This is a genomic window from Candidatus Kinetoplastibacterium crithidii (ex Angomonas deanei ATCC 30255) (assembly GCF_000319225.1).
GTDB lineage: Bacteria > Pseudomonadota > Gammaproteobacteria > Burkholderiales > Burkholderiaceae_B > Kinetoplastidibacterium > Kinetoplastidibacterium crithidii_B.
Window position 1 is genome coordinate 11,830 of sequence record NC_019815.1, and the last position, 26,304, is coordinate 38,133.

Consider the following 26,304-nt stretch of genomic DNA (forward strand, 5'->3'; position numbering starts at 1 on the left):
GTGGCATGTTCGAAGATAATGACTTCTTGTTTTAACTTTGGTGCTTTTTCGAAAAGCATACCTCATTTGCCTGGTATCTATAAGTATATTGATGTTGAAGGCAATATAATATATGTTGGTAAAGCTCGTGATCTAAAAAAAAGAATTTCTTCATATTTTAATAAAACTTTGCCAAGTATTAGAATAGAGAAGATGGTTTCAAAAATAGCAGATATAGAGATTATAGTTACAAAATCTGAAATAGAGGCTTTGATTTTAGAAAATAATCTTATTAAGTCTTTAAAGCCAAAATATAACATACTATTTCGCGATGATAAATCGTATCCATATCTTAAAATTTCTCTACATGAATATCCTCGTTTGCATATTGTTAGATTGAAACCAATTGTCGATTCTAAAAAATTAGAAGGCCAATATTTCGGGCCATTTCCAGATAGTTACGGAGCTAGAGAAACTATCAAGATTTTGCAAAAAATATTTCGCTTGCGTACTTGTGAGGATTCGGTTTTTTTGCATAGATCACGTCCATGTTTATTAGGTCAAATTGGTAAATGTTCTGCTCCTTGTACTAGAAATATTAGTTTTGAAGATTATGACAAGAATATAAAAGAGGCATCATTGTTTTTAAATGGCAAGGCTACAGCGGTTTTATCTGATCTTAAACAAAAAATGCAAATAGCCTCAGATTCTATGAATTTTGAATTGGCAGCTACATTAAGAGATCAAATAACAGCATTAAAAAGTGTTCTTCATAAACAAGCTATGGAGCATATAGGAGTAAAGGATACTGATATTATATCTGTAGTCAGAGAATCAGGAAAAACATGTATTAATGTTGTTATGATTAGGAACGGTCGTCATATAGGAGATAAGAACTTTCTTATAGAAGTTGGAGAAGAAGAGGGTATAGATTCTTTGCTAGAATCTTTTGTTACGCAGTATTACTCTGTCAGGGCTTTGCCTGATGTTATAGTTTCTTCTCATAGATTCTCTACATTGGATAATATAGATTTAATCAGCTGCCAACAAAGTAAAAAAGTTAGTTTGTCGTTTAAACCAAGAGGCTTAAAATCTTCTTGGTTGGGACAGTCTATAGAAAATTCTAAGATTTTTTTAGCAAAACATATAGATTCACAATATTTAAGAAAATTTCGTATTAAAAATTTATTATATGAATTAGGTATTTGCGTGGAAACTTATGAGCAATTATACATAGAATGTTTTGATATTAGTCACTATTCAGGAGAATCAACTAATGCGTCATGTGTTGTTTTTAATAAGTGCGAAATGCAGCCATCACGCTATAAGCTCTATAACATAGAAAATATAATTCCAGGTGATGATTATGCTGCTATGGGTCAGGTGCTATATCGTCGTTTTTCTAAATTTGAAAATAGAGATATGCCTAATTTAGTTCTAATAGATGGTGGTCCTGGTCAGGTTGAGATAGCAAAGAAAATTTTTATTCAATTAGGGTTAGATATAAAATTGATAGCTGGAATTTCTAAAGGAGAAGGAAGAAAAGTTGGCCTGGAGACATTGCATTTTGCAGATAAAAGACCAGCCATTTCCCTCGGAGCAAATTCTCCTGCCCTTATGCTGATTGCATATATAAGAGATGAAGCTCATAGGTTTGCTATAGAAGGAGTAAGGAACAGGGTTGCTAAATTAAGAAACATGTCTTTGATAATGAATGTTGATGGTATTGGCAAAAAAAAATCTCAAGCACTACTAAAGCATTTTGGTAGCTTACAAGATATTTCTTGTGCAACAATAGAAGAAATAATGTCTGTTGATGGTATATCTAGATCTTTAGCTGAAAAAATATATGATTTTGTAAGGTCATAATGTAGTATATATGTTATAAATTTTTTTAAATACAACAAGTCATAGTATGTTAATAAATATACCAATTGCCATTACTTGGATTAGAGTTTTGTTAGTGCCTTTAATGGTTTGTTTTTTTATTTTTCTGATTATTATCTTGGAGATTTAGTACGAGATGTTGTATCTTTGATATTATTTGTACTTGCTGCATTGACTGATTGGTTAGATGGCTGGCTAGCTCGAAGATTAAATCAAACAACTTCTTTCGGAGCTTTTTTAGATCCTGTAGCTGATAAACTAATGGTTTGTTCTTCTTTGATCATTCTTTTGAAACTTGGTCGGGTAGATATACTAATAACATTGATTATTATAGGTAGGGAAATAACAGTTTCTGCTTTAAGGGAATGGATGGCAATAATGGGCGCTAGAGCTAGTGTAGCTGTTCACAGGATGGGTAAAATTAAAACACTTTTTCAAATGATAGCTATTCCATGTTTGTTATATGGTAGAGTTTTTTGGGGGGTGGATTTTATGCATATAGGTACGTGGCTAATTATTATGTCGTCAATTTTAACAGTTTGGTCCATGCTTTATTATATAAGGCGTTCTTGGTATGTTTTGAAACACGCAAAATAAATTATTTTGATTTGCAAGTTTTTGTAGTGTAGGGAATATATTTTTAATTAATTTTGTTTAACATAGTGCGATTACAAATGAATTTTTCTTCACAGAATTTTTTACCTGAAGACAAGGAGTCTATCAGAAAAGATTGGATGATTATAAGTTTAATTACTTTTATTCATGCCTTATCACATTTTTTTCAACTGGTGCTGCCTTCATTATATGTGGCACTTGGGTTGGAGTTTAATTTGGATTTTGCCCAGCTTGGGTTGTTAGCGACTGTATTCTATGTGGTTTCTGGAGTAGGTCAAGTTATTTCAGGAGTAGCTGTAGATCGTTTCGGACCTTTTAAGATTCTTCTATTAGGTTTAATTTGTTTTCTGTTATCTAGTTTGATGATTTCTTGTTCTTATGGATATTTTTCTTTAGTGCTTTCTGCTTTTGTTGGTGGCATTGGTAATTCAGTATTTCATCCAGCTGGATATTCAATAATTAATCAAATGGTTAGCCAAAAAAGGTTAGGTTATGCATTCAGTATTCATGCTATTGCTGGTAGTTTTGGATGGGCGTTAGCTCCTATTTTCATTACTGTGGTTACTGTGCTAACTAGTTGGAGAGTTGCTGCTTTAAGCGTGTCTCTTTTATTTGTTATGTCATTTCTTTTAACAAAGTCATTGAGAACTTATATTGTAGAGTTTGAGAAAAAACAGGTTGATAAAATTAATGATTTAAACTCACCAAATTTAAAAAAAGATTACATTAATTCTATATTAAAACTTCTTGCTAATCCTGTTATGTGGGGTGCCTTTTTATTTTTCACTGTTACTGCATTTTCTACTTCATCTATTCAAAATTACACAATCCCATTGCTAGGCAAATTGTATAATTTTAATGAGTTATTTGCTAGCTCTAGGCTTTCTATTTATATGGTAGCATCTGCTTTTGGTATGTTAGTAGGAGGATGGTTATTATCAACTGCTAAATTTAAAGAAAACAATATATTAATATCACTAGTTATATCTGGTATATCTTTTATATTTATAGCTACTGGTGTTATTTCTGATGGTTTTGTTACATTTTTTATGATAATGGCTGGCTTTTGTTTTGGGGTTGCTGTTCCATCTAGAGATATGTTGGTTAGAAAAATTGCTAATAAACATTCTACTAGTATTGTTTATGGGTTAGTTTATTCAGGGATAGATGTTGGCTCAGCTGTTGGCCCTATTTTATTTGGGGTAATGATTGATGCTAAATTGTATAGTCTGCCATGGATAATAGCAGGGCTAATGTTGATTATGTCTTCTTATTTGGCTAAATGGTTAGCTGATAATCAGACATATAATAATTAAATTTAAAATCAACACGTCATTTAGAGTTTTGTTATTCACTGACGTGTTGATCTGAATAGGTTTCTTACAGGGTTATATTCTTCCAAGTCTGTTGACCTCCATGGATTTATATCTATCCCACCTCTTCTAGTATATTTTCCATATACGCTTAGATAATCAGGCTTACATTGCTCATATATATCTAGGAAAATTTTTTCTATGCAATTTTCATGATATTCAGCATGATTTCTGTAGGATATTATATATTTTAGAATAGATTCATGATTTATTTTAAATCCTCGATATCTTATTTGAATAGAAGCCCAATCTGGTTGCATGGTAATAGGACAATTGGATTTTAATAATCTTGACATTAAGGTTTCTGTTATTTTAGTTTTATTTGTTTTTTCGTTTTCTAATAAATTTGGATCAGGATTATATATGTCTGTTTTTATTTGTAAATTGTCTATACACAATCCATCTAATTCTTGAATATATATTTTTTTGAAATCTTGTGGCATTATAATATTTACTAGGACATCACTGTTGGTAGATGATGACAAATCATTGCATATCAAATTTGTTAAATCGCTGTGATTATCAATTTTTTTTTGATTAAGAGAGTTTAAGTAAATCTTTAAAGATTTTGATTCTATAATATATTTACTATTTGCTGGTATTTGAAATCTGCCAATTGCTATTTCTGGTTTGCCTGTTTTATTAAGCCATGATATTTCATAGGCATTCCATATATCGAAGCCTTTGAATATTTTGTTGTTTTTTAGGTATTTCCTTTCTAAAGGGAATAGTAAATTTGGGTTGTATTCTAATGGGTAATTAGTTTGTTTACCCAAAGGGTTTTCTATTTTTTTCATTTTATATTCTTGTATAAATTATTTTTATAAACATAAGTTTTTTCGTTAGAGGATATATTACGAATATGTTATTTATAATAGCTTTTTCTTGCTAATTGTGTTTGTGTTTTTTGAATATATTTATTACATTCAACCCATTTTTGAGGAATTATTATGACCTTATTTGACGGTGCTGGAGCGCTACTTTCTTTGATTGCTATGTTTGGTTATATTAATCATAGATTTATAAAGCTGCCTGATATGTTAGGCATAACAGCAGTTGGCTTAGTGGCTTCTGTTTGCTTATTATTATTAAGTTTATTTTATCCTGAAATGGTTATAGAAGCTCAGCACTTAGTTGGAATGATTGATTTTTCTGAATTAGTATTTCATGGTCTTTTGGGTTTGTTGTTATTTGCAGGAGCCTTACATGTTGATATTTCAAAAATGAGACGTTTGAAGATGCCAGTTTTTTTATTGGCTACTATTGGAGTATTAATATCAACTGCAGTTGTTGGCGTAGGGTTCTTTTTAGTTACTAGCTTTTGTAATGTGCCTATAAGCTTTTTATGGTGTTTAGTATTTGGTGCTCTTATATCACCCACAGACCCTATAGCCGTTCTTGCCGTGTTAAAAAATGCCAAAGTATCTCCTGACTTAGAAACTCAAATTGCTGGTGAATCATTATTTAATGATGGAACTGCTGTTGTGGCTTTTATGACTTTACTAGGGTTAGCTACTGGGAATACAGAATTTTCTCTTTTATCTGTTTTAATGACTCTTATACAAGAAATTTTTGGGGCTGTTATATTTGGTCTGGTCATTGGTTATGTAGCTTCCGTAATGTTAAAAGATTTAGATAGTTATCCTGTAGAAATATTAATTACTTTAGCCTTGTCTACCGCTGGTTATAGTATTGCTGAACATCTACACGTTTCTGCTCCATTGTCAGTGGTTGTTATAGGGTTAGTAGTAGGTTATAACAGCAATTTATCCAAAGGTCACAAATCAAAAAATAGAGAATATCTATTTAGTTTTTGGGGTTTGTTGGATGAGTTATTAAATCTTATATTATTTGGTTTAATAGGATTAAAAATTGTAGCTTTATCATTTAGTATAAAGAACTTATGGCTTGGTATAATAGCAATTTTTGTTGTTCTAATAGCCAGATATATTAGTGTGGCAGCTCCAATAAATATGTTGCATTACATGAAAGATAATAGACATGCAGTAAAAATTATGACATGGGGAGGTTTGAGAGGAGGAATATCTATAGCATTATCATTGTTGCTACCTTCTTTTGAAGGAAGGGAAATGTTTATTGGTGTTACTTATGTTGTTGTTATTTTTAGTTTATTGGTGCAGGCTACTACTTTAGGTCCACTAGTAAAATTTTTAGACAAGAAAAATTAGTTCTTTATTTCTCAATTCTGGTGCTTTTAAAATGATGATTTTTCAATATCTTTATTTTTCCGTAATATGTATTTATAGTTTATTTTGTTTTAATATCCATGCATCGGATTTGGAATTGTATAGAGAATTTGAGTCATTGCCTAGTACTTTATGTGATGATTGTCTAGTTTCTCTAAGAAACAATGCTCCTACTAATGGAATATCTTTTGAGGATTTTGATAAATTTACTAATGATATTAAGCTTTTAAAAAGAACTTTTGTTTTAGCTCGCAATCAAAAGGATTTGCAGGAGGATTGGACTTCATATATATCAAAAGTAATTAATAAAAAAAATGTATTGATGGTTTAAAAATATTAAATGAGTTCAGAGATCAATTAATAGAAATAGGAAATACTTATCAGGTTGACCCTGAGTTATTAGTTGCTATTTTAGGTATTGAAACAAATTATGGAAAAATTTTAGGAAATACTAGTGTTCTAAACGCTTGGTTTACAAGAGCGTGTACAGAAAATAATTTGTTATGGAAGAAAAATTTTTATGCAGCAATAAGATTATTGAGAGATGATATAGTTAAACCTGATAAATTCTTAGGATCTTGGAGTGGTGCTTTTGGAATGACGCAATTCATACCTACATCTTTTTATGAGTTGGCGGTTGATGGAGATGGAGATGGTGTTATAGATTTATATAATTCTTTTATTGATGCTGTTGCATCTACTGCTAATCATTTAAACAAACGTAATTTTAGTTGGAAATATAATGTTCCAGCTGTTATAGAAGTTTCTTTACCAGAAGATTGGTTGGACAGTATAAATCTTGAACATGGTAAAACATATTTAGATATATCTGAAAAACGCAAACTTAAAGATTGGTCTATTATTGGTGTTTGTAGAATTGGTAATAGAGAATTGTGTAATGAATTTATAGATAGTGAATTGGAGACAGTTGTTTTTGCTCCAAATGGGTCACATGGACCATTTTTTTTAGTTACAGAAAATTTCTATTCTATATTAAACTATAACAGGTCGTATAGATATGCTTTGGCTGTTTCATTGTTATTTAACTTTTTAAAGTTTGAGAATGATGTTCTTAGTTCCTGGACTATAAATAATTAGATATCATAAATTTCTAATTATTTATTTTATTGGTTTAGCAATTGATTTTTAAGTTGTTCTTTGTTTTTTAAGATAACATTCCTGTTTTTTATAAGAATCATTTTTTCTTTCATAAGTTGATTTAAAATTCGACTAACTGTTTCGAGAGTAATACCAAGAAAATTTCCAATTTCTTTCCTGCTCATTTTTAATATAAAATTATTAGAAGAATATCCTAATTTCTCATATTTACTGGACATGTTTAATAAGAATGCTATTACTCTTTTTTTTGAGCTTGTAAGACTTAGAATTGATAGCATATAGTGTGATTTTGTTATTTCTTTGCTCATTATTTCACGAAATTGTTTTTGCAAATATGGTCTATCTTGTGAAATATGATCTAGATGCTGTATATTGATAATGCATAATTCAGAGTTTTCTAAAGCTATAACAGAGAATTCATGTTTTTCATTGTGTAAATTATTCAATCCGATAAGTTCTCCAGGTAAACAGAATTCAACAATTTTATTGAAAATTGTTGGTTTTTCTATTTGAATTTTTAATGAGCCGTATCTCACTCCGTAAATTGTTTGTTGATGACTTATTAGAAGTTTTTCTTTTTTCTTTATTTGTATTTTCTCATGTTTTAAATTATTTATTTTATTTAGTTCAGTGTTATTTAAATCAGATGCAACACATATATGACCTAATATACAGGCAGAACAATCATAATTAGTTGTAGATGATTTTGTTTTCTGGTATAGCATTTAGGTTTTCCATATTAATATATCTTTATTGACACTTGATTTATTACTTACTAAATCATATATATTAACTAACTGTTTAGTTAATATATTATATAAACTAATTAAATAATATTTAAATCGTATAGATTTTAAATTCTATAGTCTATATGTAACTTATTAAAGTTATTATCGATAATAATTTACATTACTTCAAAATATTCTTTTTGGATGGAGTTCTTCTAATATGAGATTTGACAAACTAACTGCAAAATTTCAACAAATATTTGTTGAAGCTCAAAGTCTAGCAATAGTAAATGAACATCAGTATATAGAGCCCATGCATATATTAAGAGTTTTATTGAATGATGTTGATGGAACTAGTAAAAGCTTGATTGCCAGATCAGGGTCATCGATTGATAAGCTTAATAAGCTTTTAGATGATTCATTAAATTCATTACCTAAAGTACAAAATATAGATAATATACAAATAGGAAGAGATTTACAGAGTTTAATGATTCGCGTGGAAAAAGAATCTTATAGATTAAAAGATAGCTATATTTCTAGTGAGATTTTTTTATTGGTAGCTTCTGTAGATAATGGTGAAATAGGTCGCATTCTCAAAGAATCAGGGCTAAACAAAAATTTATTGGAAACTGCGATTAATGAGTTGCGAGGTTCAGATACTATTAATGATAGTGAAGACGAGTCTAATAGGAAATCTTTGTCTAAATATACTACAGATATTACATCTAGAGCTAGCAATGGGAAGTTAGATCCAGTCATAGGAAGAGATGATGAGATCAGAAGAACAATTCAGATTTTACAACGTAGAACTAAAAATAATCCTGTTTTAATTGGTGAACCAGGGGTTGGTAAAACCGCAATTGTAGAAGGTTTAGCTCAAAGGATAGTAAATGGAGAAGTGCCTGATAACTTAAAAGGTAAAAAGGTATTATCTCTAGATATTGCTTCTTTAATAGCTGGTGCTAAATATCGTGGAGAATTTGAGGAAAGGTTAAAATCTGTTTTGAAAGAATTATCCATTGATGGAAATAATAGTATTTTATTTATTGACGAATTGCATACTATCATGGGTGCTGGTAAAACTGAAGGTTCAATGGATGCAGGTAATATGTTGAAGCCTGCTTTAGCAAGAGGTGAATTACATTGTATTGGAGCAACTACATTAGACGAGTATAGGAAATATATAGAAAAAGATGCTGCTTTAGAAAGACGTTTTCAGAAAGTATTAGTAGAGGAACCAGATGTTGAGTCGACTATAGCTATTTTGCGAGGTCTACAAGAAAGATATGAAATTCATCATGGTATTGAAATTACTGATCCAGCAATAGTTGCAGCTGCTGAATTATCTAATAGGTATATTACAGATCGTTTTTTACCTGATAAGGCAATAGACTTAATAGATGAAGCTGGAGCTCGTATTAGAATGGAAATAGATTCTAAACCAGAAATAATGGATAGGTTGGATAGAAAGATAATTCAATTAAAAATAGAAAAAGAAGCTGTTAAAAGAGAGAAAGATGATGCATCGAGAAAACGTTTTGTTTTAATAGAAGAAGAATTATCTAAGTTACAAAAAGAATACCATGATTATGATGATATTTGGAAGTCAGAAAAAGCAATTGTACAAGGTACGCAAGCTATTAAGGAAGAAATAGATAATGCAAAGATAAGAATGTCAGAATTACAAAGAACCGGGCAATATGATAAGTTAGCAGAAATCCAGTATTCTATTTTACCTGAATTAGAGTCTAGACTAAAATTTGCTGAAGGAAAGATAAATAATGACAGTAAACAACATAAGTTTAAATTACTTCGTACACAAGTAGGGTCTGAAGAAATTGCTGAGGTTGTTTCTAGGAGCACAGGTATACCAGTATCAAAAATGATGCAAGGAGAGAAAGATAAATTGTTGAATCTTAGCAATTTTCTATCATCTCGTGTTATAGGTCAAGAGGAGGCAGTGCAAGCTGTTTCTGATGCTATTATACGTTCTAGAGCAGGCCTTTCTGATTCATCAAGGCCTTATGGCTCTTTCCTATTTTTAGGTTCTACTGGAGTTGGCAAAACAGAATTAGCTAGAGCACTTACTGAATTTTTATTTGATGCCACTGATCATATGGTTCGTATAGATATGAGTGAATTTATGGAAAAACATTCTGTATCTAGATTGATAGGTGCTCCTCCTGGTTATGTAGGATATGAAGAAGGTGGTTATTTAACGGAGGCTGTTCGCAGGAGACCTTATAGTGTAATTTTGCTAGACGAAATAGAGAAAGCCCATCCTGATGTTTTTAATATATTGTTACAGGTATTAGATGATGGGAGATTAACAGATGGACAAGGTAGGACTGTTGATTTTAGAAATTCTGTAATTATTATGACCTCTAATCTTGGTTCAAGTGAAATTAATAGTATGGAAGATAAGCCTTATGACAAAATTAAAGAAATTGTTCTAGGTACTATACGGCAAGTATTAAGACCAGAGTTTTTAAATCGTATTGATGAGATTGTTGTATTTCATAATTTAGAACAAAGACATATGGAATCTATAGTTAGAATTCAGTTAGATAGATTGAATCATCGCATTCAACAAAAAGATATGAGTATTGATGTGACGAATGCAGCTATTAGTGCTTTATCTAATATTGGGTTTGATTCTAATTTTGGAGCTAGACCTCTTAAAAGATTAATTCAACAAAGGATTGAAAATCCATTAGCTAAATTAATATTAAGAGGTGATTATTCATCAGGTGATACTATTTGTGTAGATTATAGGAATAACGAGTTTTCATTTAACAAGTAGATTTTATAGATATTGTTTGTTATTTAAGTAGTCATGATATTTCTGAAATGCTTATGACTACTTATTATAATTATGTAGTCCATATAATTTCCTTAATATATTCCTACCATTTGTCTTTTTAGATGCCCATGAAATCCAAAATTTTCTAAATGGAGTTAGGGTTATATATTGGTTTAATATTAATTGTTTTTTCTTGTTTAGTTCTTCTAGAAGTTCATAATATACAGAGGCAGTGGATATATAGAACTTGTGTTGATCTATTTTTGGAGATAATAGAATAGCAGGTATTTTTTTATATAATTGATATGTTTTTTCTATTTGATTAGTTATTAGTTTTAACATTAGAGTTGATTTATCGGGATTTAAAAAATCTTTTACTTCGATATTAAATGTTTTGAGTTCACTAATTGGTATATAAAATCTGCCAACTCTAGCATCTTTCCCTATGTTTCTAATTATTTTTGTCATCATTATAGCAGTGCTAATTTCTATATCTGATTTTGTATATTGATATTCTGTATTATTCATTTCTTGATATATTTTGTGTATTAATCTATCTGATTGCCAATAGAGTTTATTAAGTTCATCAAAATTATCAAATTGTGTTTGTTCTATCAAAATTTCATTATTATCAATAAAATTGATAATAATTTTTTGTACTTTTGGATATATTATTATTAGTTCTTTTAATACTGCTATTATTGGGTGATTAATAATATTGTTAGTATTCATAATTTCAGTTATTTGATAGCGCCACCAGGATAACTGTGCATATGCTGCTATGCTATTTTTTGATTTTGATACTATATGCTCTATTTTCTTGCTAAAAAGATATATTGCAGCCAATATATTCTTTTGCTTTTTTTCTAGTGATAGGATGTTATAGTACAAGCTAGAATTGCTTTGTTTTAATTGCATAATACAATATTCATCTGTATTCATATTTCTTTATTAATATAAATTTTTAGTTTCATTAATACGATTATAAATAAAATTATTATTTAATTTTGATTATTTGAAAAATTAATATTTTTATTAAATATTTTTAAATATAAATTATTTATCTTTAAATTCAAATATATAAAAATGGTCAAATCAAAAAATACATATGTATGCTTGCAATGTGGTGTAAAAAGCTTGAAATGGCATGGTAAATGTTCATCATGCAATTCTTGGAATTCTTTTTCTGAAGAGCCTATAGAAATTGTTGATAATAATTCTTTTCAAGAATCATGGGCTGTGCCGTCTACACTTAAAAGCCTTGCAGAAATAGATGCACGGGAAGTTACTAGGATTACAACTGGTTTTAATGAGTTTGATAGAACCTTAGGAGGAGGCTTAGTTATAGGCTCAGTGGTTTTGTTGGGGGGTGATCCTGGTATAGGTAAATCAACATTGTTATTGCAATCTTTATCAGTTTTATCAAACCAATATAATGTTTTATATGTTACTGGTGAGGAATCTTCAGAGCAAGTTGCTTTAAGAGCAACTAGACTTGGGTTGACATATAATAATCTAAATTTGCTAGCGGAAACTAAACTTGACGAAATTATAGATATTATTGTTTCTCATAAGCCATTAGTTGTTGTAATTGATTCTATACAAACAATTTATAGTGCTACTTTGAGTTCATCACCAGGATCGTTATCACAAGTTAAAGAATGTGCGGCAAAGTTAACAAGAGTTGCTAAGCGATTAAACACCATTATATTTATGATAGGACATATGACTAAGGATGGATTGATTGCTGGACCTAGAGTTTTAGAACACATGGTAGACACTGTTTTATATTTTGAAGGTGATCATAACTCTTCATTTCGTTTGATAAGATCTTTTAAAAATAGATTTGGAGCTGTGAATGAATTAGGTGCTTTTGCTATGACAGATAAGGGGTTGCGTTGCGTACCTAATCCATCAGCTTTGTTTCTATCTAATCATAATAATAATGTGTCAGGGTCTTGCGTTATGGCAACTCAAGAAGGATCAAGGACACTGCTTATTGAAATACAGGCTCTAGTCAATAAATCTTATAGTTCCACGCGTAAAATATTGTCTGTTGGTATAGATGATAATCGATTAGAAATGCTATTGGCAGTGCTTCATAAACATGCTGATGTTCCAACTTTTGATAAAGATATATTTGTGAATGTTGTTGGTGGAGTGAAGATATCAGAACCAGCTTCAGATATAGCAGTGTTGTTAGCTATATTTTCTTCTTTGTTAAATAAAGCGATACCATCAAAATTATTTGCTTTTGGTGAAATAGGTCTTTCAGGTGAAATTAGGCCAGCAATTAAAGGTCAAGAACGTTTAAAGGAAGCAGTTAAATTAGGATTTGAAATAGCTTTAATTCCTAATCAAAACGTTCCTAAACAAGAAATACCAGGCCTAAAAACAATAAAGCTATTTACATTAAAAGATGCTTTAGACGCAGTAAAGAAGTTATTTCAAAATTTATAGGTCACACCACCCAACACTATTAGGATAAAATTTATTCCCAATAGTATTGGTGTGTATTTAGAAAAATTTATTCAAAATTTCTTTGAAATGGTATTGCATCTATTATTTTTCTATCAAATTTTTTATAATATTCTGAGTAGACTGGAGCCATTGCTGTTGCGAAATCAGCCCTATCAACTTCTGCAACTTGAATGCCACACTCTCTTAGTTTTTCGACGCCGTTTTTTTCAACATTATCGACAAACTCTCTCATCTTAGTACTAGCTGCTTTGCCTGCTTTGTCAAAAAATGTCCTATCTATTTTAGGCAGTTTTTTGTAAAGCTTTTCAGAGGCAAGTATTAATGCTGGAGCATATACATGTCCAGAAAGAGACAAATATTTTTGTGTTTGAGATAATTGTGTTAACAAAATAACTGCTAAAGAGTTTTCTTGTCCATCAATTTCTCCTTTTTTAATAGCGTCAAAAGCCTCAGTAAGTGTCATTGGTACAGGATCTATTCCTATATATCTAAAGCCATCTATATGAATGGAATTTTTAGGTGTCCTTATTCTTAATCCTTTGGCATCTTCTGGTGTTAACACAGGTTTAACGTTATTTGTTAAATGACGGAAGCCTTGTTCTCCCCACGCTAGAGCAACTAGTCCTTTTGATGGAAATTTTGCTAATATATTTCTGCCTACAGGTCCATCTAGAACATTCCTAGCGTGGGTTAAGTCATGCATTAAAAATGGAATATCAAACATTCCTACTTCTGGAATAATATCCATAATGGTGCTTGTAGATACAATAGCTAGATCAATTGTGCCTGCTTGAAGGCCTTCAATAACATTCCGTTCAGATCCTAATTGATTATTTGGGAATGTAATTACTCTATATTTACCCTTGCTACAGGTTTTTAGAGTTTCAGCAAACGCATTAGCTGCTGTGCCGTAGTGTGATTTGCTGTGAAGAGAGTGAGCCATTCTCAAATGAATATCAGCTGGCGCTGTAATATTCTCAGTCAATGCTGGGACAGATGCTGTTATTGCTGATAAGGCTAACGCAATACTGGCAAGCCAAACATTACGCATTCGTCTACTCCTGAAAAATCAAAAGAAATATTCTAAAAATAATCAAATATAATTAGAAGACATATACTAATATTTATACAAATTATGGTTGTTAACCCAATTCTGCATTTAAAATTAATTATAAATTCACAAATATATATCCTTAAAATTTTGCTATATGATTTAGAATTTTACAAGTTTTTTTAGAAAGTCTTAAAATCAATGTGGATTTTTAAGAGGATATTTTTTAAACATTCGATGATTATAAACTATAAAACGTCGATAATTTTAAATTATTTGTTCACTATGGTATCTCGTTATTATAAAATAGCCAACCAAAAATTCTTATATGTTTGGTCATAATTATATAATAGATATTGATTTTAATATTTTTGGAAATAGTCTTTACATCGAAATTAGCAGATTTGAATAACTATATTTGTAATTTAGCTGTTATTTTAGTATTTAGAAGTTAGCTTAATTCAATTTCATAATACACATATGTTATGTTGTAGGATAGCAATTAGTTCATATTTGTTGAAAGACGTATATCTTTAATAAAAGTGTGGTGTATCAATACAATAATACTTGTTTAATGTCATAATAATTAGAACATTACGGTATTAATGGATATTAAGTATATAATTTTTTATTAAATATAATATTTTTGTAAAATTACTTATTTTATAAAAAATTGAATTATTTAATATGATAGTTTATACATTTATTATAATTTTGTATTTATTTCAGACTAATTGAGTAATAACAATTTATATGTTTTATCTTTTTGAAAATATAACTAAATGTTTTTATTGCTGATTGATAATCTTTGAAATTTAATTATGAGTTATATGATAATTCATCTCTATCATGCAAGAGATAGAATATTTTTGTTTTTTTACATATGAGTGATTACAGGGAATATTGTGTTTATGATTTTGATTGTTGGTTTTCTTTTATCTATTTTTATATTAAACATCTTTATGTTAAATACAATTAGAAAGATTAATTATAAAGAAAGTTTTAATTCCTATTTAGATATTGTAAAAGGAACAGAATTAAAAATACATAATGATATTATTGAGACTCAAAAGATTCTTCGTAGTGATTTTCTAGATTCAATTCGTTCATTACAGATAGAATTAAAAGATTCTCACGATAAATTAAAAGATTCTCTTACTAGAGATTCTTTTAACAACCGTGCTGAGCTTGCATCTTCTCTATCAAGCTTTTCTAGTGGTTTTAGTGACAAACTAAAAGGGTTGATAGAAATTAATGATAGAAGATTGTTAGAAATAAGAAACACTTTAGAGAATAGATTAGATGTTTTGCAGACTAATAACGCTTCAAAACTGGACGAAATGCGTTGCATGGTTGAGGAAAAACTACATGCCACTTTAGAGCAAAGATTAGGAGAGTCTTTTAAAATTGTTTCTGAGCGTTTAGAAGCTGTACATAAAGGGTTGGGTGAAATGCAGACCTTAGCAGTTGGTGTAGGGGATTTAAAGAGAGTTTTGAGTAATGTTAAGTCTAGAGGCACATGGGGTGAAGTACAGCTTGCTAGATTGATAGAAGATGTTATGACTGATGATCAGTATGGAAAAAATGTAAAATTAATACCTAATAGCGATTCAATAGTTGAGTTTGCTATTAAATTACCAGGTAGAAGAGATGATAATGGTCCTGTGTGGTTGCCTATAGACTCTAAGTTTCCTAAAGAAGAGTATGATAGATTAATGGAAGCGAATGATGCTGGTAACATTGAATTATCAAAAGCTGCATCTTCAGCATTAGCTAAAGCAATAGAATTGCAGGCTAAGATGATATCTTCCAAGTATATATCACCACCGTACACAACTGAATTTGCTATCATGTTTCTTCCTACAGAAGGATTATATGCAGAAGTTATGAGATATCCAGGTTTATTTGATAAGTTACACAATTTGCGTATAACTGTTACTGGTCCTAGTAATTTATCTGCTTTGCTTAATAGTTTGCAAATTGGTTTTAGAACAATCGCAATTGAAAAGCGATCTTCAGAGGTATGGAATATATTACGTGTAGTAAAAACTGAGTTTTTTAAATTTGGTGAGTCTTTGGCTAGTGTCAAAAAAACATTGGATAATGCTAGTAATAAGTTAGGGCAAACAGAAGTTAGATCTAGAGTTATGTTACGTAACTTAAAATCTTTGGAAGTTCTTCCTGAGCAGGAATTAGAAAAGCTCTTGCTAGAGGATGAGTAAGTAATAATTGTATTTTAATATATGGTTTCATTTATGAAAAAACAAAATGAATTAAAAAAAATAGCTGCTATAGAGGCAATGAGTTGTATAAAAAATATCATTTCAAAAAAAATATAATAGGAGTTGGAACTGGATCTACGGTTGATTACTTTATAGAAGAACTATCAAGCTTTAAAGAAAATTTTTTAGGAGCAGTAGCAAGTTCAAAAAGAACAGAACTCTTGCTGTCTAGACATGGAATAAAATTATTTGATTTAAATGAACTAACAGAATTAGAAGTTTATATTGATGGTGCTGATGAAGTAGATTATTCTTTATCTATGATTAAAGGAGGAGGTGGTGCATTAACAAGAGAAAAAATTATAGCTTCATCAGCAAAAGAATTTATATGCATTGCTGACGAATCAAAATTATCTGAAAATAATTTAGGGAAATTTCCTCTTCCTGTGGAAGTTATACCTATGGCAATATCAGTTGTTTCTAGATATTTTAGAGATTTGGGTGGCAATCCTATTTTGAGAAAAGATTTTGTGACAGATAATGGTAATTATATTTTAGATATTCATAACTTTAAAATTGGAAATCCTGTAGAGATGGAAAAGGATATAAATAATATACCAGGTGTTGTAACTTGTGGTTTATTTGCTATTAGAGGTGCAGATAAACTGATTTTGGCAACATTAAATAACGGTATAAAATATTTTGCAAAATAATTTATCAAAAATAAATGGTTTTAAATATTTATTCTTTTGTTTCATTAAACAGGAATATTTCCATTTGTTCTTTTAGATATTTTCTCGATTTTATGTCTGCTAAATTTAACCTTTTTTCATTGATCAAGATGGTTTGTTGCTTCAACCAATCTTCCCAGGCATTTTTCGATATATTATTCCATATATACATACCTCGATTTCCTGGGAATGGAGGTTTATCCAATTTTTCTAATTCACATTTTAGTTTTATACAATAAATTTTTTCTGACATTTTTAATCCTTTGAATTATTATTTCATGTTTTTTATAAAGATTAGGCTATTTCTAGATCGGTTGTAATTAATTTGTTTTTCTTTTGGTAAATCTTTAACCGATCCTCTTACGAATCCTCTTTTTAAAAACCAATGTGATGTTCTTGTTGTTAATGCAAATAAACGATCTATTTTCATTTTTTTTGCACGAGATTCTATATGCCTTAAAAGCAATTCTCCTTCACCAGAACTCTGCCATTCAGGATGAACAATCAAGCAAGCTAGTTCAGCCATCTTTTCTATCGGGAAAGGATATAAAGCAGCACACCCATATATTACTCCATCATGCTCTAAGACTGTAAATTTTTCCAAGTCTCTTTCTATTAAGCTTTTCGGTCTTGGAACGAGAGTTCCATCAGATTCAAGTGGTTCTATAAGACTAATTATAGCGCCAACATCATCTATAGAGGCCTCTCTTAGATCGTCTAAATTGTCTTCGACAACCATAGTTCCGATACCACCATGTGTAAATATTTCTAATAATACACTTCCATCTATTCCGTATGGCAAAATATGAGTTCTAGCTACACCTTTTTTTACAGCCATAACAGAATTTTTTAGAAATTTTGTTGTTGTTGTATCAATATTGTTATCTTGTAACAAAGTTTCAGCTTTGGCCCTAGCTATTTCTGGATTTATTGATCCATCTGCATTTTTAACTCCTTCGGATGAAGAAAGAAATATTAATTTTTCTGCTCCTATAGCAATAGCTGTGCTTGTAGCTAATTCCTCCATTTCTAGATGAAAAGCATCTCCTGTAGGAGAGAATCCTATTGGAGATAATAAAACTACTGAAGTTCCTTTTTCTATAGCAAATTTAATAGCTTCTGTATCTATTTTTCTTACTTTTCCTGTTAATTGGAAATCAATGCCGTTTAAAACACCAACAGGGCTTGCAGTAATAAAGTTACCTGATATTACTTTAATTTGAGAGTGAGACATCGGTGTATTAGGTAATCCCTGACTGAATGATGCCTCTATATCCAACCTTATTTCTCCTGCAGCTTCTTTTGCACACTCTAGTGCAGCAGTGTTGGTTGGAATTACTATTCCATTATTAAAATTTTGGGGTAATCCTTTTAAACGTAATTGTTCATTAATTTGAGGTCCTGACCCATATACTAGTACTAAACGAATACCAAGAGCTGATAGTAATGATAGATCTTGCACTAAAGTGTTTAGCACTCCATCTTGTATAAGCTCACCTCCGAAAGCAACTACAAAAGTTTTCCCTCTAAAAGCATGTACATAAGGGGCTACTTCACGAAACCATCTTACAAATTGTGATTTCGAATTTTCATGTTCTTCAACAGAAGATGTGTCTATTTCCATATGCTCTCTAATTGCAAATATTTTAATAATTAACAATTATTATTAATAAATTAACAAAACAATGAATTTAGTTATACTTGTTATAGCTAAATCTAATTTAATGATTATATATATTATACTAGTAAGTTAAAGTGATTATTTACAACTATTAGACATGTATTTTGTAATATTAATTTTTCTTTTACTAGGATATATTACCTAAGATATAAAACTACAAATTTATTATTTATGATGTTAACTTCAAATACTCTTCCGTCTTTTATTAATTTGCGTGTTCATTCAGAGTTTTCTGTAGCTGATGGATTAATAAGAGTTAACGATCTTGTAGATAATGTTATTAAGCTACAACAACCTGCTGTTGCATTAACAGATATGTCAAATCTTTTTGGAATTTTAAAATTCTATAAATATGCTCGTTCTAGAGGCATAAAACCAATTATTGGTTGTGATTTATGGTTATCTAATGATGAAGATCTAGATAATCCTTTTAGAATATTGATTTTAGTATGCAATGAAGTTGGATATTTAAATTTATGTGAAATTATCACAAAATCTTATTTGATAAATCAAAGAAATAATAGGCCTGAGATACGTAAAGAGTGGTTATTTTCCAAAAAAGGTTTAATAGTATTATCTGGCGGTATAAATGGTGATGTTGGTTATGCATTAAAACGAGGCAAGATTGATGTTGCTTTATCTTTAGCAAGAGAATGGAATGAAATGTTTCCAGAATCTTATTACTTGGAGATTCAAAGAGCTGGGTTTGATGGAGAAGAAAATTATATACAAGCTGTCTTATCTATTGCTATTGAAACAAATATTCCAGTTGTTGCAACACATCCTGTGCAGTTTCTTAAGAAAGAACATTTTCAAGCTCATGAAATTAGAGTTTGTATTTCTGAAGGTAAACATTTAACTGATATTCATAGGAAACATAATTTCACAAAGGAACAATATCTAGTTAGTTCTGAAGAAATGACAAGGTTATTTGCTGACATACCTTCTGCTTTATCTAATACTATTGAAATAGCAAAACGTTGCAATCTAGTACTAAAAACTGGGCAAGCAATGTTACCAAAGTTTGATGTTGATGAAGAAATTTCTTTAGGAGATTACTTAAGAAAGTTATCAAATAAAGGGTTATTAAATAAGATTAATAATCTATATCCTGATTCAGAAGAATTATTCAAATCAAAATATTATGAACGTTTAGAGCAAGAATGTAAGATTATTATACAGATGGGATTTGCTGGATATTTTCTTATTGTTCAAGATTTTATTAATTGGGGTAAAAATAATGGTGTTCCTGTTGGGCCAGGACGTGGATCAGGCGCTGGTTCATTAGTTGCTTATGCTCTTGGTATAACTGATTTAGATCCAATTAAGTATGATCTTCTTTTTGAACGATTCTTAAATCCAGAACGCGTTTCAATGCCTGACTTTGATATTGATTTTTGTCAAGATAATAGAGATCGTGTTATAGATTATGTAAAAAATAAATATGGTACCGAGTCTGTTAGTCAAATAGCAACTTTTGGAACTTTTGGTGCTAAGGCTGTAATTCGTGATGTTGGTAGAGTTTTAGGCTTGCCTTACTCATTGTGTGATTCTTTATCCAAATTAGTTCCTTTTAGTCCTGTAGAACAATGGACCTTAGAAAAAGTATTGAATTCTGATCCTGTTTTTAAATCTCGCTATGAGCAGGAAGAAGAAGTAAAGTTATTAATAGACTTAGCTAGGCATTTAGAAGGATTAGTGCGAAATATTGGTATGCATGCTGGTGGAGTTTTAATAGCCCCAGGGAAATTAACAGATTTTTGTCCTCTTTATTGCCAGCCAGGGCAAGAAAATACATTGGTTTCTCAGTTTGATAAAGATGATGTTGAGCTAGCTGGTTTAGTGAAATTTGATTTTTTAGGCTTGAGAAATTTAACAGTTCTTGATTGGACTGTGCGTTATATTAAGCTTTCTAGCAAAGAGAATGAGTTTTTTGATCTTTCCTCTTTATCATTAGAGGATGAAGAAACATTTAAGTTATTGTGCTCTGGCAATACAACCGCAGTTTTTCAGCTAGAATCCAAAGGCATGAAGGAATTACTAAAAAAATTACAACCTAGTACTTTTGAAGATATTATTGCTGTTTTGGCTTTATATCGTCCTGGGCCTTTAGAGTCTGGAATGGTGAATGATTTTGTAAATCGTAAACATGGTTTGTCAAATATAAATTATTTTCATCCTGTGTTAGAAAGTATTTTAAAAAGTACTTATGGGGTAATAGTTTATCAGGAACAAGTAATGTTAATTTCTCAAGTAATTGGAGGCTATTCTTTAGGTAGCGCTGATTTACTTCGTAGAGCAATGGGCAAAAAAGATCCTGATGAAATGTCTAAGCACAGAGTTTTATTTGAAAAGGGAGCTATTAGCAACGGTTATAGCTCTCAATTGGCTATTAAATTATTTGATCTGATGGAGAAGTTTGCTGGTTATGGTTTTAATAAGTCACACTCTGCCGCTTATGCTTTAATAGCATACCAAACTGCATGGTTAAAAGCTCATTATTGTGCGGAATTTTTTGCTTCAGCCATGTCTTCTGATATGGATGACACAGATAAAATACAAATTTTATTCAATGATGCTAAGTATAATAATATAAAAATATTACCACCAGATATTAATTTGTCTAACTTTAGATTTGAGCCTGTAATTTCGGAAGTAAATGATCGCAAATCACATGAGATTAGGTATGGATTGGGAGCTATAAAAGGGACAGGTAAAATTGTTATAGAGGAGATTGTAAAAATAAGAAATCAAGATGGTCCTTTTAAGAGTATTTTTGATTTTTGTTTCAGAGTTTCAAAATTAGTTAATCGAAGAACTATAGAATCGCTAATAAAATCTGGTTCTTTTGATTCCATTGAATTGAATAGAGCTTATTTATTGTCTTCTCTAGATAAGGTTATTGACTCAGTTGAGCAGAAACAAAGAGATATTTATCAAACTTCTTTGTTTGGCAATAATGAGGAATCTTGTTTTTTAGGTTCTTCTGTTGCTGATGAGGTTGCAGTATCATGGAATTTGCATAAAACGCTTATAGAAGAAAAATCTGCCCTCGGTTATTGCTTTAGTGGACATCTATTTTCTTGTTGGGAAGATGAAATCAGAAAACTATTTCCTAAAAAGCTAATTGATGTAGATCATAATAATAAACCACAATGGATCTGTGGAGTTTTAGTGCGCATGCGTAGTTTATTTACTCGTCGTGGGAAAATTCTTCTTATCATGCTAGATGACGGCAGCAAACAGCTTGAAGTTGTTGTTTACAATGAGCTTTATACAGAAATAAAAAATTATTTAAAAGAAGATAATCTATTAATAGTTAAGGGCATGGTTAGTAAAGATGATTATTCTGGTAATTTAAGAATTATTTCTGAACAGATACATGATTTGCAATTTATAAGACAAACCATGGCTAAGTGTTTAAGACTGCATATAAAGAATAGTAAGTTTTCTTTATCTTCCCTTAAAGATATATTGCAAAAATTTAAGAATTATTCTGATGTAGGATCTTCATCAGTGCCATTATTTATTCTTTATAAGAATGAAGATAAAAATTTTTTCTGTAAAATTAAATTAGATGACAAATGGAATATTATCATTACTAATGAGTTAATATTAGAGCTGCAAAAGCTTATGCGTGATAATGGTTCAATAGATATAGGTTATTGATCAATATAGTTACTTACAAAAATTTATCTAAATTTTTTTATTTTAATCAAGTTAGGTTATTATGTTGAAACAATATATTTGTTAGATTAATTTGTATGGTCTATGTAATTTTATATTTGATTATTTTTTGAAAAATTAATGCTTAATGAAATTTAACAATGGTTTACACTTATTTTATTAAAGCATTTAAAAATAAATTATTTAGAGAGACATTTTGTTTGTTCATAAAAAAACAAAAATTATTTTCATGATAAGAAGCTCTTATTAAGAATTTTTGGTAGTGTAAAAACATATTGGTTGATTATGTGTTTTGCAATCGCTTTAATGATTTGTGGTGCTGCAACGCAACCAGCATTAGCACTTATTATGAAGCCTTTGTTAGATAATAATTTTTCGTCAAATTACAATTATAAGTTGTCTATACCACTGATTTTAGTAATGCTAGCCATTATTAGAAGTATTTGTAATTTTCTTAGCGATTATTTATTTGCATTAATATCAAACAATATTTTGTTTAATATTAGAACTGATATGTATAGAAAATTGTTAGGGTCGCCTGATTTATATTATTTAAATATTGATACTGGAAAATTATTAAATAAATTCACGATAGATGCAAATAATATTACAAACTCGTTTGCTGATGTTATAACAACTTTGATTCGAGAATCAATAATTGCTATAGCTTTGTTAGGAGTATTGTTTTATATATCATGGTTACTAACTTTGATTGTTATTATTATTTTGCCTTTTATGTTTGTGATCACTAGGTTTTTTATAAAGAAGATAAGAGCTATAAGTAAAGATATTTTAAATATGAACTCTGAGCTTACTAGATTAGTTAGTAGTTCTATAAAAGGTCAGAGGGTTATTAAATTATTTAATGGATACGACATAGAAAAAGAGCGTTTTGATTTTGTTAATAAGAGTCTCAAGCATTTTAGTATGAAAGCAGCTTTGGCTGATTCTGCTCTTTCTCCATTAGTGCACTTTTGTATTGTTTTAACCCTCTCTATTATAATAGCAGTGTTTTTGAGTAAACCTAGTAATATGATGTTAACAATAGGTGATTTTGGTGTTTTTATAGCAGCATTGGCACAGATACCAGATCCTATAAGAAAATTAACTAATGCCTTTGGTAAGTTACAAAAAGTCTTGGTTTCAGCGGATAGTGTGTTTTCTTTGATTGATGCTGAAGAAGAGGACGATTCTGATTCAATCATAATGAATTATTCGGCAAAAGGTAATATAGATTTTTTAAATGTAAAATTCAAGTTTTCTGAAAATGATAACCCTATTATAGACAATATATCTTTTCATATAAAGGCAGGGGAAGCTGTAGCTTTAGTTGGTCGTTCTGGTAGTGGAAAGACTACTTTAATTAATATGTTATCCAGATTTATAATTCCTGATTCAGGTAAGATTTTATTAGATGGATTTGACATAAACAAAATGACCTTGAAAGCTTTAAGGGCAAATATATCTTTCGTAGGACAAGATTTAATACTTTTTAATGATACAATTATTTCTAATATTTGTTATGGATTATATAACATCAGCATTAAAGGAGTAGAGGAAGCTTTGAAGGCTGTTAATCTATTGGATTTTGTAAATAGTTTGCCGAATGGTTTGTATACTAAAGTAGGGGAAGATGCCGTACTTTTATCTAGTGGCCAACGTCAAAGGCTGTTAATAGCCAGAGCTCTTGTAAAAAACTCTCCAATAATAGTGCTTGATGAAGCTACATCTTCTTTGGATAATGAATCAGAACGTTATGTACAAGATTCTTTGGAAAAATTAATATATGGCCGTACCACTTTGATTGTTGCTCATCGTTTATCTACAGTAAGAAAAGTTAATCGAATTTTTGTTGTAGACTCAGGAAAAATTGTAGAATCAGGTTCTCATAATGACTTGTTAAGTAAGAAAGGTTTATATTCATCTTTTTATAACATTCAATTTGGAGAGTAGTTATAAAAGTGCTATATCATATTGTTCTTGGTAATATCCATTTTCTACTATTAATGATATTGGTTTTTTTATCTGATCTTCTATGATTGTCAAATATTGACTCTCTTCTAGGAACATATCAATTATTTTTTGAGAAGCGATTATTCTGAATTCTTTTGGGTTAAATTGTTTTGATTCTTTTACTATTTCTCTCAAAATTTCATAGCATATTGTTCTAGATGTTTTAATCACGCCTCTAGATTGGCAAATATTACAAGGTTCGCATAATTGATTCGTTAATGATTCTCTAGTTCTTTTTCTTGTCATTTCAACTAAACCAAGTTGACTAAATTCGCTCAAGGTAATTTTGGTTCTGTCTTTTGATATGGACTTTTGTAATTCTTTTAGGACAGCTTTTTTATGATCTTGATCATCCATATCTATAAAGTCAACTATGATTATTCCTCCTAGGTTTCGTAAGCGTAACTGTCTGGCAATAGCTTGTGTTGCTTCAAGATTTGTTCTAAAGATTGTATCTTTAAAATTTTTTCCACCGACAAAACCACCTGTGTTAACATCTATGCTAGTTAAGGCCTCTGTTTCTTCTATTATGAGGTATCCACCTGATTTCAGTTCTACTTTTTTTGATAATGCGGTGTTGATTTCTTGATCTATGTTTGCTGCTTCAAATATAGATGTTTCTTTATCATAGTAATGAATTTTTTCTGTGATAGACGGGTTAAATATTTTTGCCCAATTTAGTAGATTATTTGCTACATGGCCTGAATCAATATTGATTGCCCTTGTTTTTTGGGTGACCATATCTCTTAATGTTTTATGAGGTAGATCTAAGTCTTTATATATTAAGGATGGTGACCTATTGCTTTTAGCTGTTCCTATTATATTTTCCCATAGTGTATTTAAATATTTTAAATCAGCAGATATTTCTTCATCAGTTGCTTCCTCAGCTTGTGTTCTAATGATGAAGCCTCCTCGGTTATTGGTTATTAGAGATTGGACTCTTGTTTTTATTTTTTCTCTATCTATTTCTGATTTTATTTTTTGAGATACTCCCAGGCAGTTATCGAATGGTAAGTACACCAACATTCTTCCAGCTATGCTAATTTGTGTTGATACACGGGCTCCTTTTGTTCCTATCTGGTCTTTTATTACTTGTACTAAAATTGTTTCTCCAGGAAAAATAAACTTCTCTATAGAAGGAGTCATAGTATTTTCATGTTTATTTTCTCGAAAATCTGATATATGTATAAATGCAGCTTTATCTAGCCCTATATCTATAAAAGCACTTTGTAATCCAGGAAGCACTCTAATTACTTTTCCTATAAATATATTTCCAACAATATTTCTTTGCATATTATGCTCAATATGCAATTCTTGTATTATACTATTTTCAAGTATGGCTACTCTTGTCTCAAAACACGTAGTGCTTATGAGTATATCTTCGTATTGTGTGGATTTATAATTCATGGTATTTGTTATTAATTAATGATATACTTTCGTAATGCAATTACATTATACGAAACATTTCATATATTAGTTGTTATTAAGATATTTTATTTATTTATAAAAATGTTGACATTATCTTCTTTATGATAGATAATCGTCATCTGTTTCGCAAATAATTGAATTTGTGAATCCAACTGATCTTTAACAATTGAACAATCGATAATTGTGGGTACTTGATGGTAGTTTTGAGGCATATATTTATATATGTCGTGCTAAAAACAAACAAGTAAGTACTCATTAAATTATAAATTTTTTTCTCAGAGACATCTGAGAAACCTGTT

Annotated in this window: 17 protein-coding genes and 2 pseudogenes; 12 read left to right on the forward strand and 7 right to left on the reverse strand. The window is 30.0% G+C overall.

The genetic code is table 11. The features are described from left to right. Window positions 1–18: 18 nt before the first annotated feature. The 3 genes and pseudogenes from uvrC (at window position 19) to CKCE_RS00070 (ending at window position 3,797) form a co-directional block, all read left to right on the forward strand. Window positions 19–1,848 carry an excinuclease ABC subunit UvrC gene (gene uvrC, locus CKCE_RS00060; RefSeq protein WP_015238280.1) on the forward strand — a complete coding sequence of 610 codons (1,830 nt, stop codon included), beginning with the start codon at window positions 19–21 and terminating at the stop codon, window positions 1,846–1,848. 46 nt (window positions 1,849–1,894) lie between these two features. Beyond that, window positions 1,895–2,463 (forward strand): annotated as a pseudogene (gene pgsA, locus CKCE_RS00065) (CDP-diacylglycerol--glycerol-3-phosphate 3-phosphatidyltransferase). A 77-nt stretch (window positions 2,464–2,540) separates the two neighbouring features. Next, a complete protein-coding gene (locus CKCE_RS00070) occupies window positions 2,541–3,797 on the forward strand; it encodes an MFS transporter (protein WP_015238282.1) in 1,257 nt (418 codons plus the stop codon). A 35-nt stretch (window positions 3,798–3,832) separates the two neighbouring features. Here CKCE_RS00070 and queF read toward each other — a convergent pair whose 3' ends face one another. Next, window positions 3,833–4,651 (reverse strand): NADPH-dependent 7-cyano-7-deazaguanine reductase QueF, encoded by an 819-nt coding sequence (gene queF, locus CKCE_RS00075; RefSeq protein ID WP_015238283.1) that lies wholly within the window; start codon window positions 4,649–4,651, stop codon window positions 3,833–3,835. Between the two features lie 153 nt (window positions 4,652–4,804). Here queF and CKCE_RS00080 point away from each other — a divergent pair, with 153 nt between their 5' ends. From CKCE_RS00080 to CKCE_RS00085, 3 genes are all read left to right on the forward strand, one after another. Further along, window positions 4,805–6,043, forward strand: coding sequence for a cation:proton antiporter (locus CKCE_RS00080; RefSeq protein WP_015238284.1), 1,239 nt, complete (start codon window positions 4,805–4,807; stop codon window positions 6,041–6,043). A 109-nt stretch (window positions 6,044–6,152) separates the two neighbouring features. Then, on the forward strand, window positions 6,153–6,392 hold the full coding sequence (locus tag CKCE_RS03970) for a lysozyme family protein (RefSeq protein WP_015238285.1): 240 nt from the start codon (window positions 6,153–6,155) through the stop codon (window positions 6,390–6,392). Window positions 6,393–6,427: 35 nt separating this feature from the next. After that, window positions 6,428–7,159 carry a lytic murein transglycosylase gene (locus tag CKCE_RS00085; RefSeq protein WP_263987906.1) on the forward strand — a complete coding sequence of 244 codons (732 nt, stop codon included), beginning with the start codon at window positions 6,428–6,430 and terminating at the stop codon, window positions 7,157–7,159. Window positions 7,160–7,185: 26 nt separating this feature from the next. On the opposite strand, the gene CKCE_RS00090 is transcribed toward CKCE_RS00085, so the two are convergent. Further along, window positions 7,186–7,905 carry a helix-turn-helix domain-containing protein gene (locus CKCE_RS00090; protein WP_015238287.1) on the reverse strand — a complete coding sequence of 240 codons (720 nt, stop codon included), beginning with the start codon at window positions 7,903–7,905 and terminating at the stop codon, window positions 7,186–7,188. Window positions 7,906–8,128: 223 nt separating this feature from the next. On the opposite strand from CKCE_RS00090, the gene clpB reads away from it, so the two are divergent. Continuing rightward, on the forward strand, window positions 8,129–10,711 hold the full coding sequence (gene clpB, locus CKCE_RS00095) for an ATP-dependent chaperone ClpB (RefSeq protein ID WP_015238288.1): 2,583 nt from the start codon (window positions 8,129–8,131) through the stop codon (window positions 10,709–10,711). Between the two features lie 57 nt (window positions 10,712–10,768). Here the strand turns inward: clpB and CKCE_RS00100 are convergent, their stop codons facing one another. Then, window positions 10,769–11,653: a squalene/phytoene synthase family protein gene (locus CKCE_RS00100; RefSeq protein ID WP_015238289.1), complete on the reverse strand. Its 885-nt coding sequence runs from the start codon at window positions 11,651–11,653 to the stop codon at window positions 10,769–10,771. A 144-nt stretch (window positions 11,654–11,797) separates the two neighbouring features. Here CKCE_RS00100 and radA point away from each other — a divergent pair, with 144 nt between their 5' ends. After that, on the forward strand, window positions 11,798–13,171 hold the full coding sequence (radA, locus tag CKCE_RS00105; RefSeq protein WP_015238290.1) for a DNA repair protein RadA: 1,374 nt from the start codon (window positions 11,798–11,800) through the stop codon (window positions 13,169–13,171). Between the two features lie 67 nt (window positions 13,172–13,238). Here the strand turns inward: radA and dctP are convergent, their stop codons facing one another. Continuing rightward, window positions 13,239–14,243: a TRAP transporter substrate-binding protein DctP gene (gene dctP, locus CKCE_RS00110; RefSeq protein ID WP_015238291.1), complete on the reverse strand. Its 1,005-nt coding sequence runs from the start codon at window positions 14,241–14,243 to the stop codon at window positions 13,239–13,241. A gap of 911 nt (window positions 14,244–15,154) precedes the next feature. Between dctP and CKCE_RS00115 the strand changes: the two genes are divergently transcribed. Continuing rightward, window positions 15,155–16,465: a DNA recombination protein RmuC gene (locus CKCE_RS00115; protein WP_015238292.1), complete on the forward strand. Its 1,311-nt coding sequence runs from the start codon at window positions 15,155–15,157 to the stop codon at window positions 16,463–16,465. A gap of 33 nt (window positions 16,466–16,498) precedes the next feature. After that, a pseudogene (rpiA, locus tag CKCE_RS00120) lies at window positions 16,499–17,178 on the forward strand (ribose-5-phosphate isomerase RpiA). Between the two features lie 28 nt (window positions 17,179–17,206). Here the strand turns inward: rpiA and CKCE_RS00125 are convergent. Then, the gene (locus tag CKCE_RS00125) at window positions 17,207–17,449 is read right to left on the reverse strand and encodes an oxidative damage protection protein (protein ID WP_015238294.1); all 243 of its coding nucleotides are present in this window, start codon (window positions 17,447–17,449) and stop codon (window positions 17,207–17,209) included. 18 nt (window positions 17,450–17,467) lie between these two features. After that, a complete protein-coding gene (argA, locus tag CKCE_RS00130; protein WP_015238295.1) occupies window positions 17,468–18,820 on the reverse strand; it encodes an amino-acid N-acetyltransferase in 1,353 nt (450 codons plus the stop codon). A gap of 228 nt (window positions 18,821–19,048) precedes the next feature. Between argA and dnaE the strand changes: the two genes are divergently transcribed. Then, entirely contained in the window at window positions 19,049–22,546 is a 3,498-nt protein-coding gene (gene dnaE, locus CKCE_RS00135) for a DNA polymerase III subunit alpha (protein WP_041572013.1), read from the forward strand. Between the two features lie 303 nt (window positions 22,547–22,849). Further along, window positions 22,850–24,517, forward strand: coding sequence for a lipid A export permease/ATP-binding protein MsbA (gene msbA, locus CKCE_RS00140; protein WP_041572015.1), 1,668 nt, complete (start codon window positions 22,850–22,852; stop codon window positions 24,515–24,517). Here msbA and CKCE_RS00145 read toward each other — a convergent pair whose 3' ends face one another. Then, on the reverse strand, window positions 24,518–25,984 hold the full coding sequence (locus CKCE_RS00145) for an Rne/Rng family ribonuclease (protein ID WP_015238298.1): 1,467 nt from the start codon (window positions 25,982–25,984) through the stop codon (window positions 24,518–24,520). Between the last annotated feature and the right edge of the window lie 320 nt (window positions 25,985–26,304).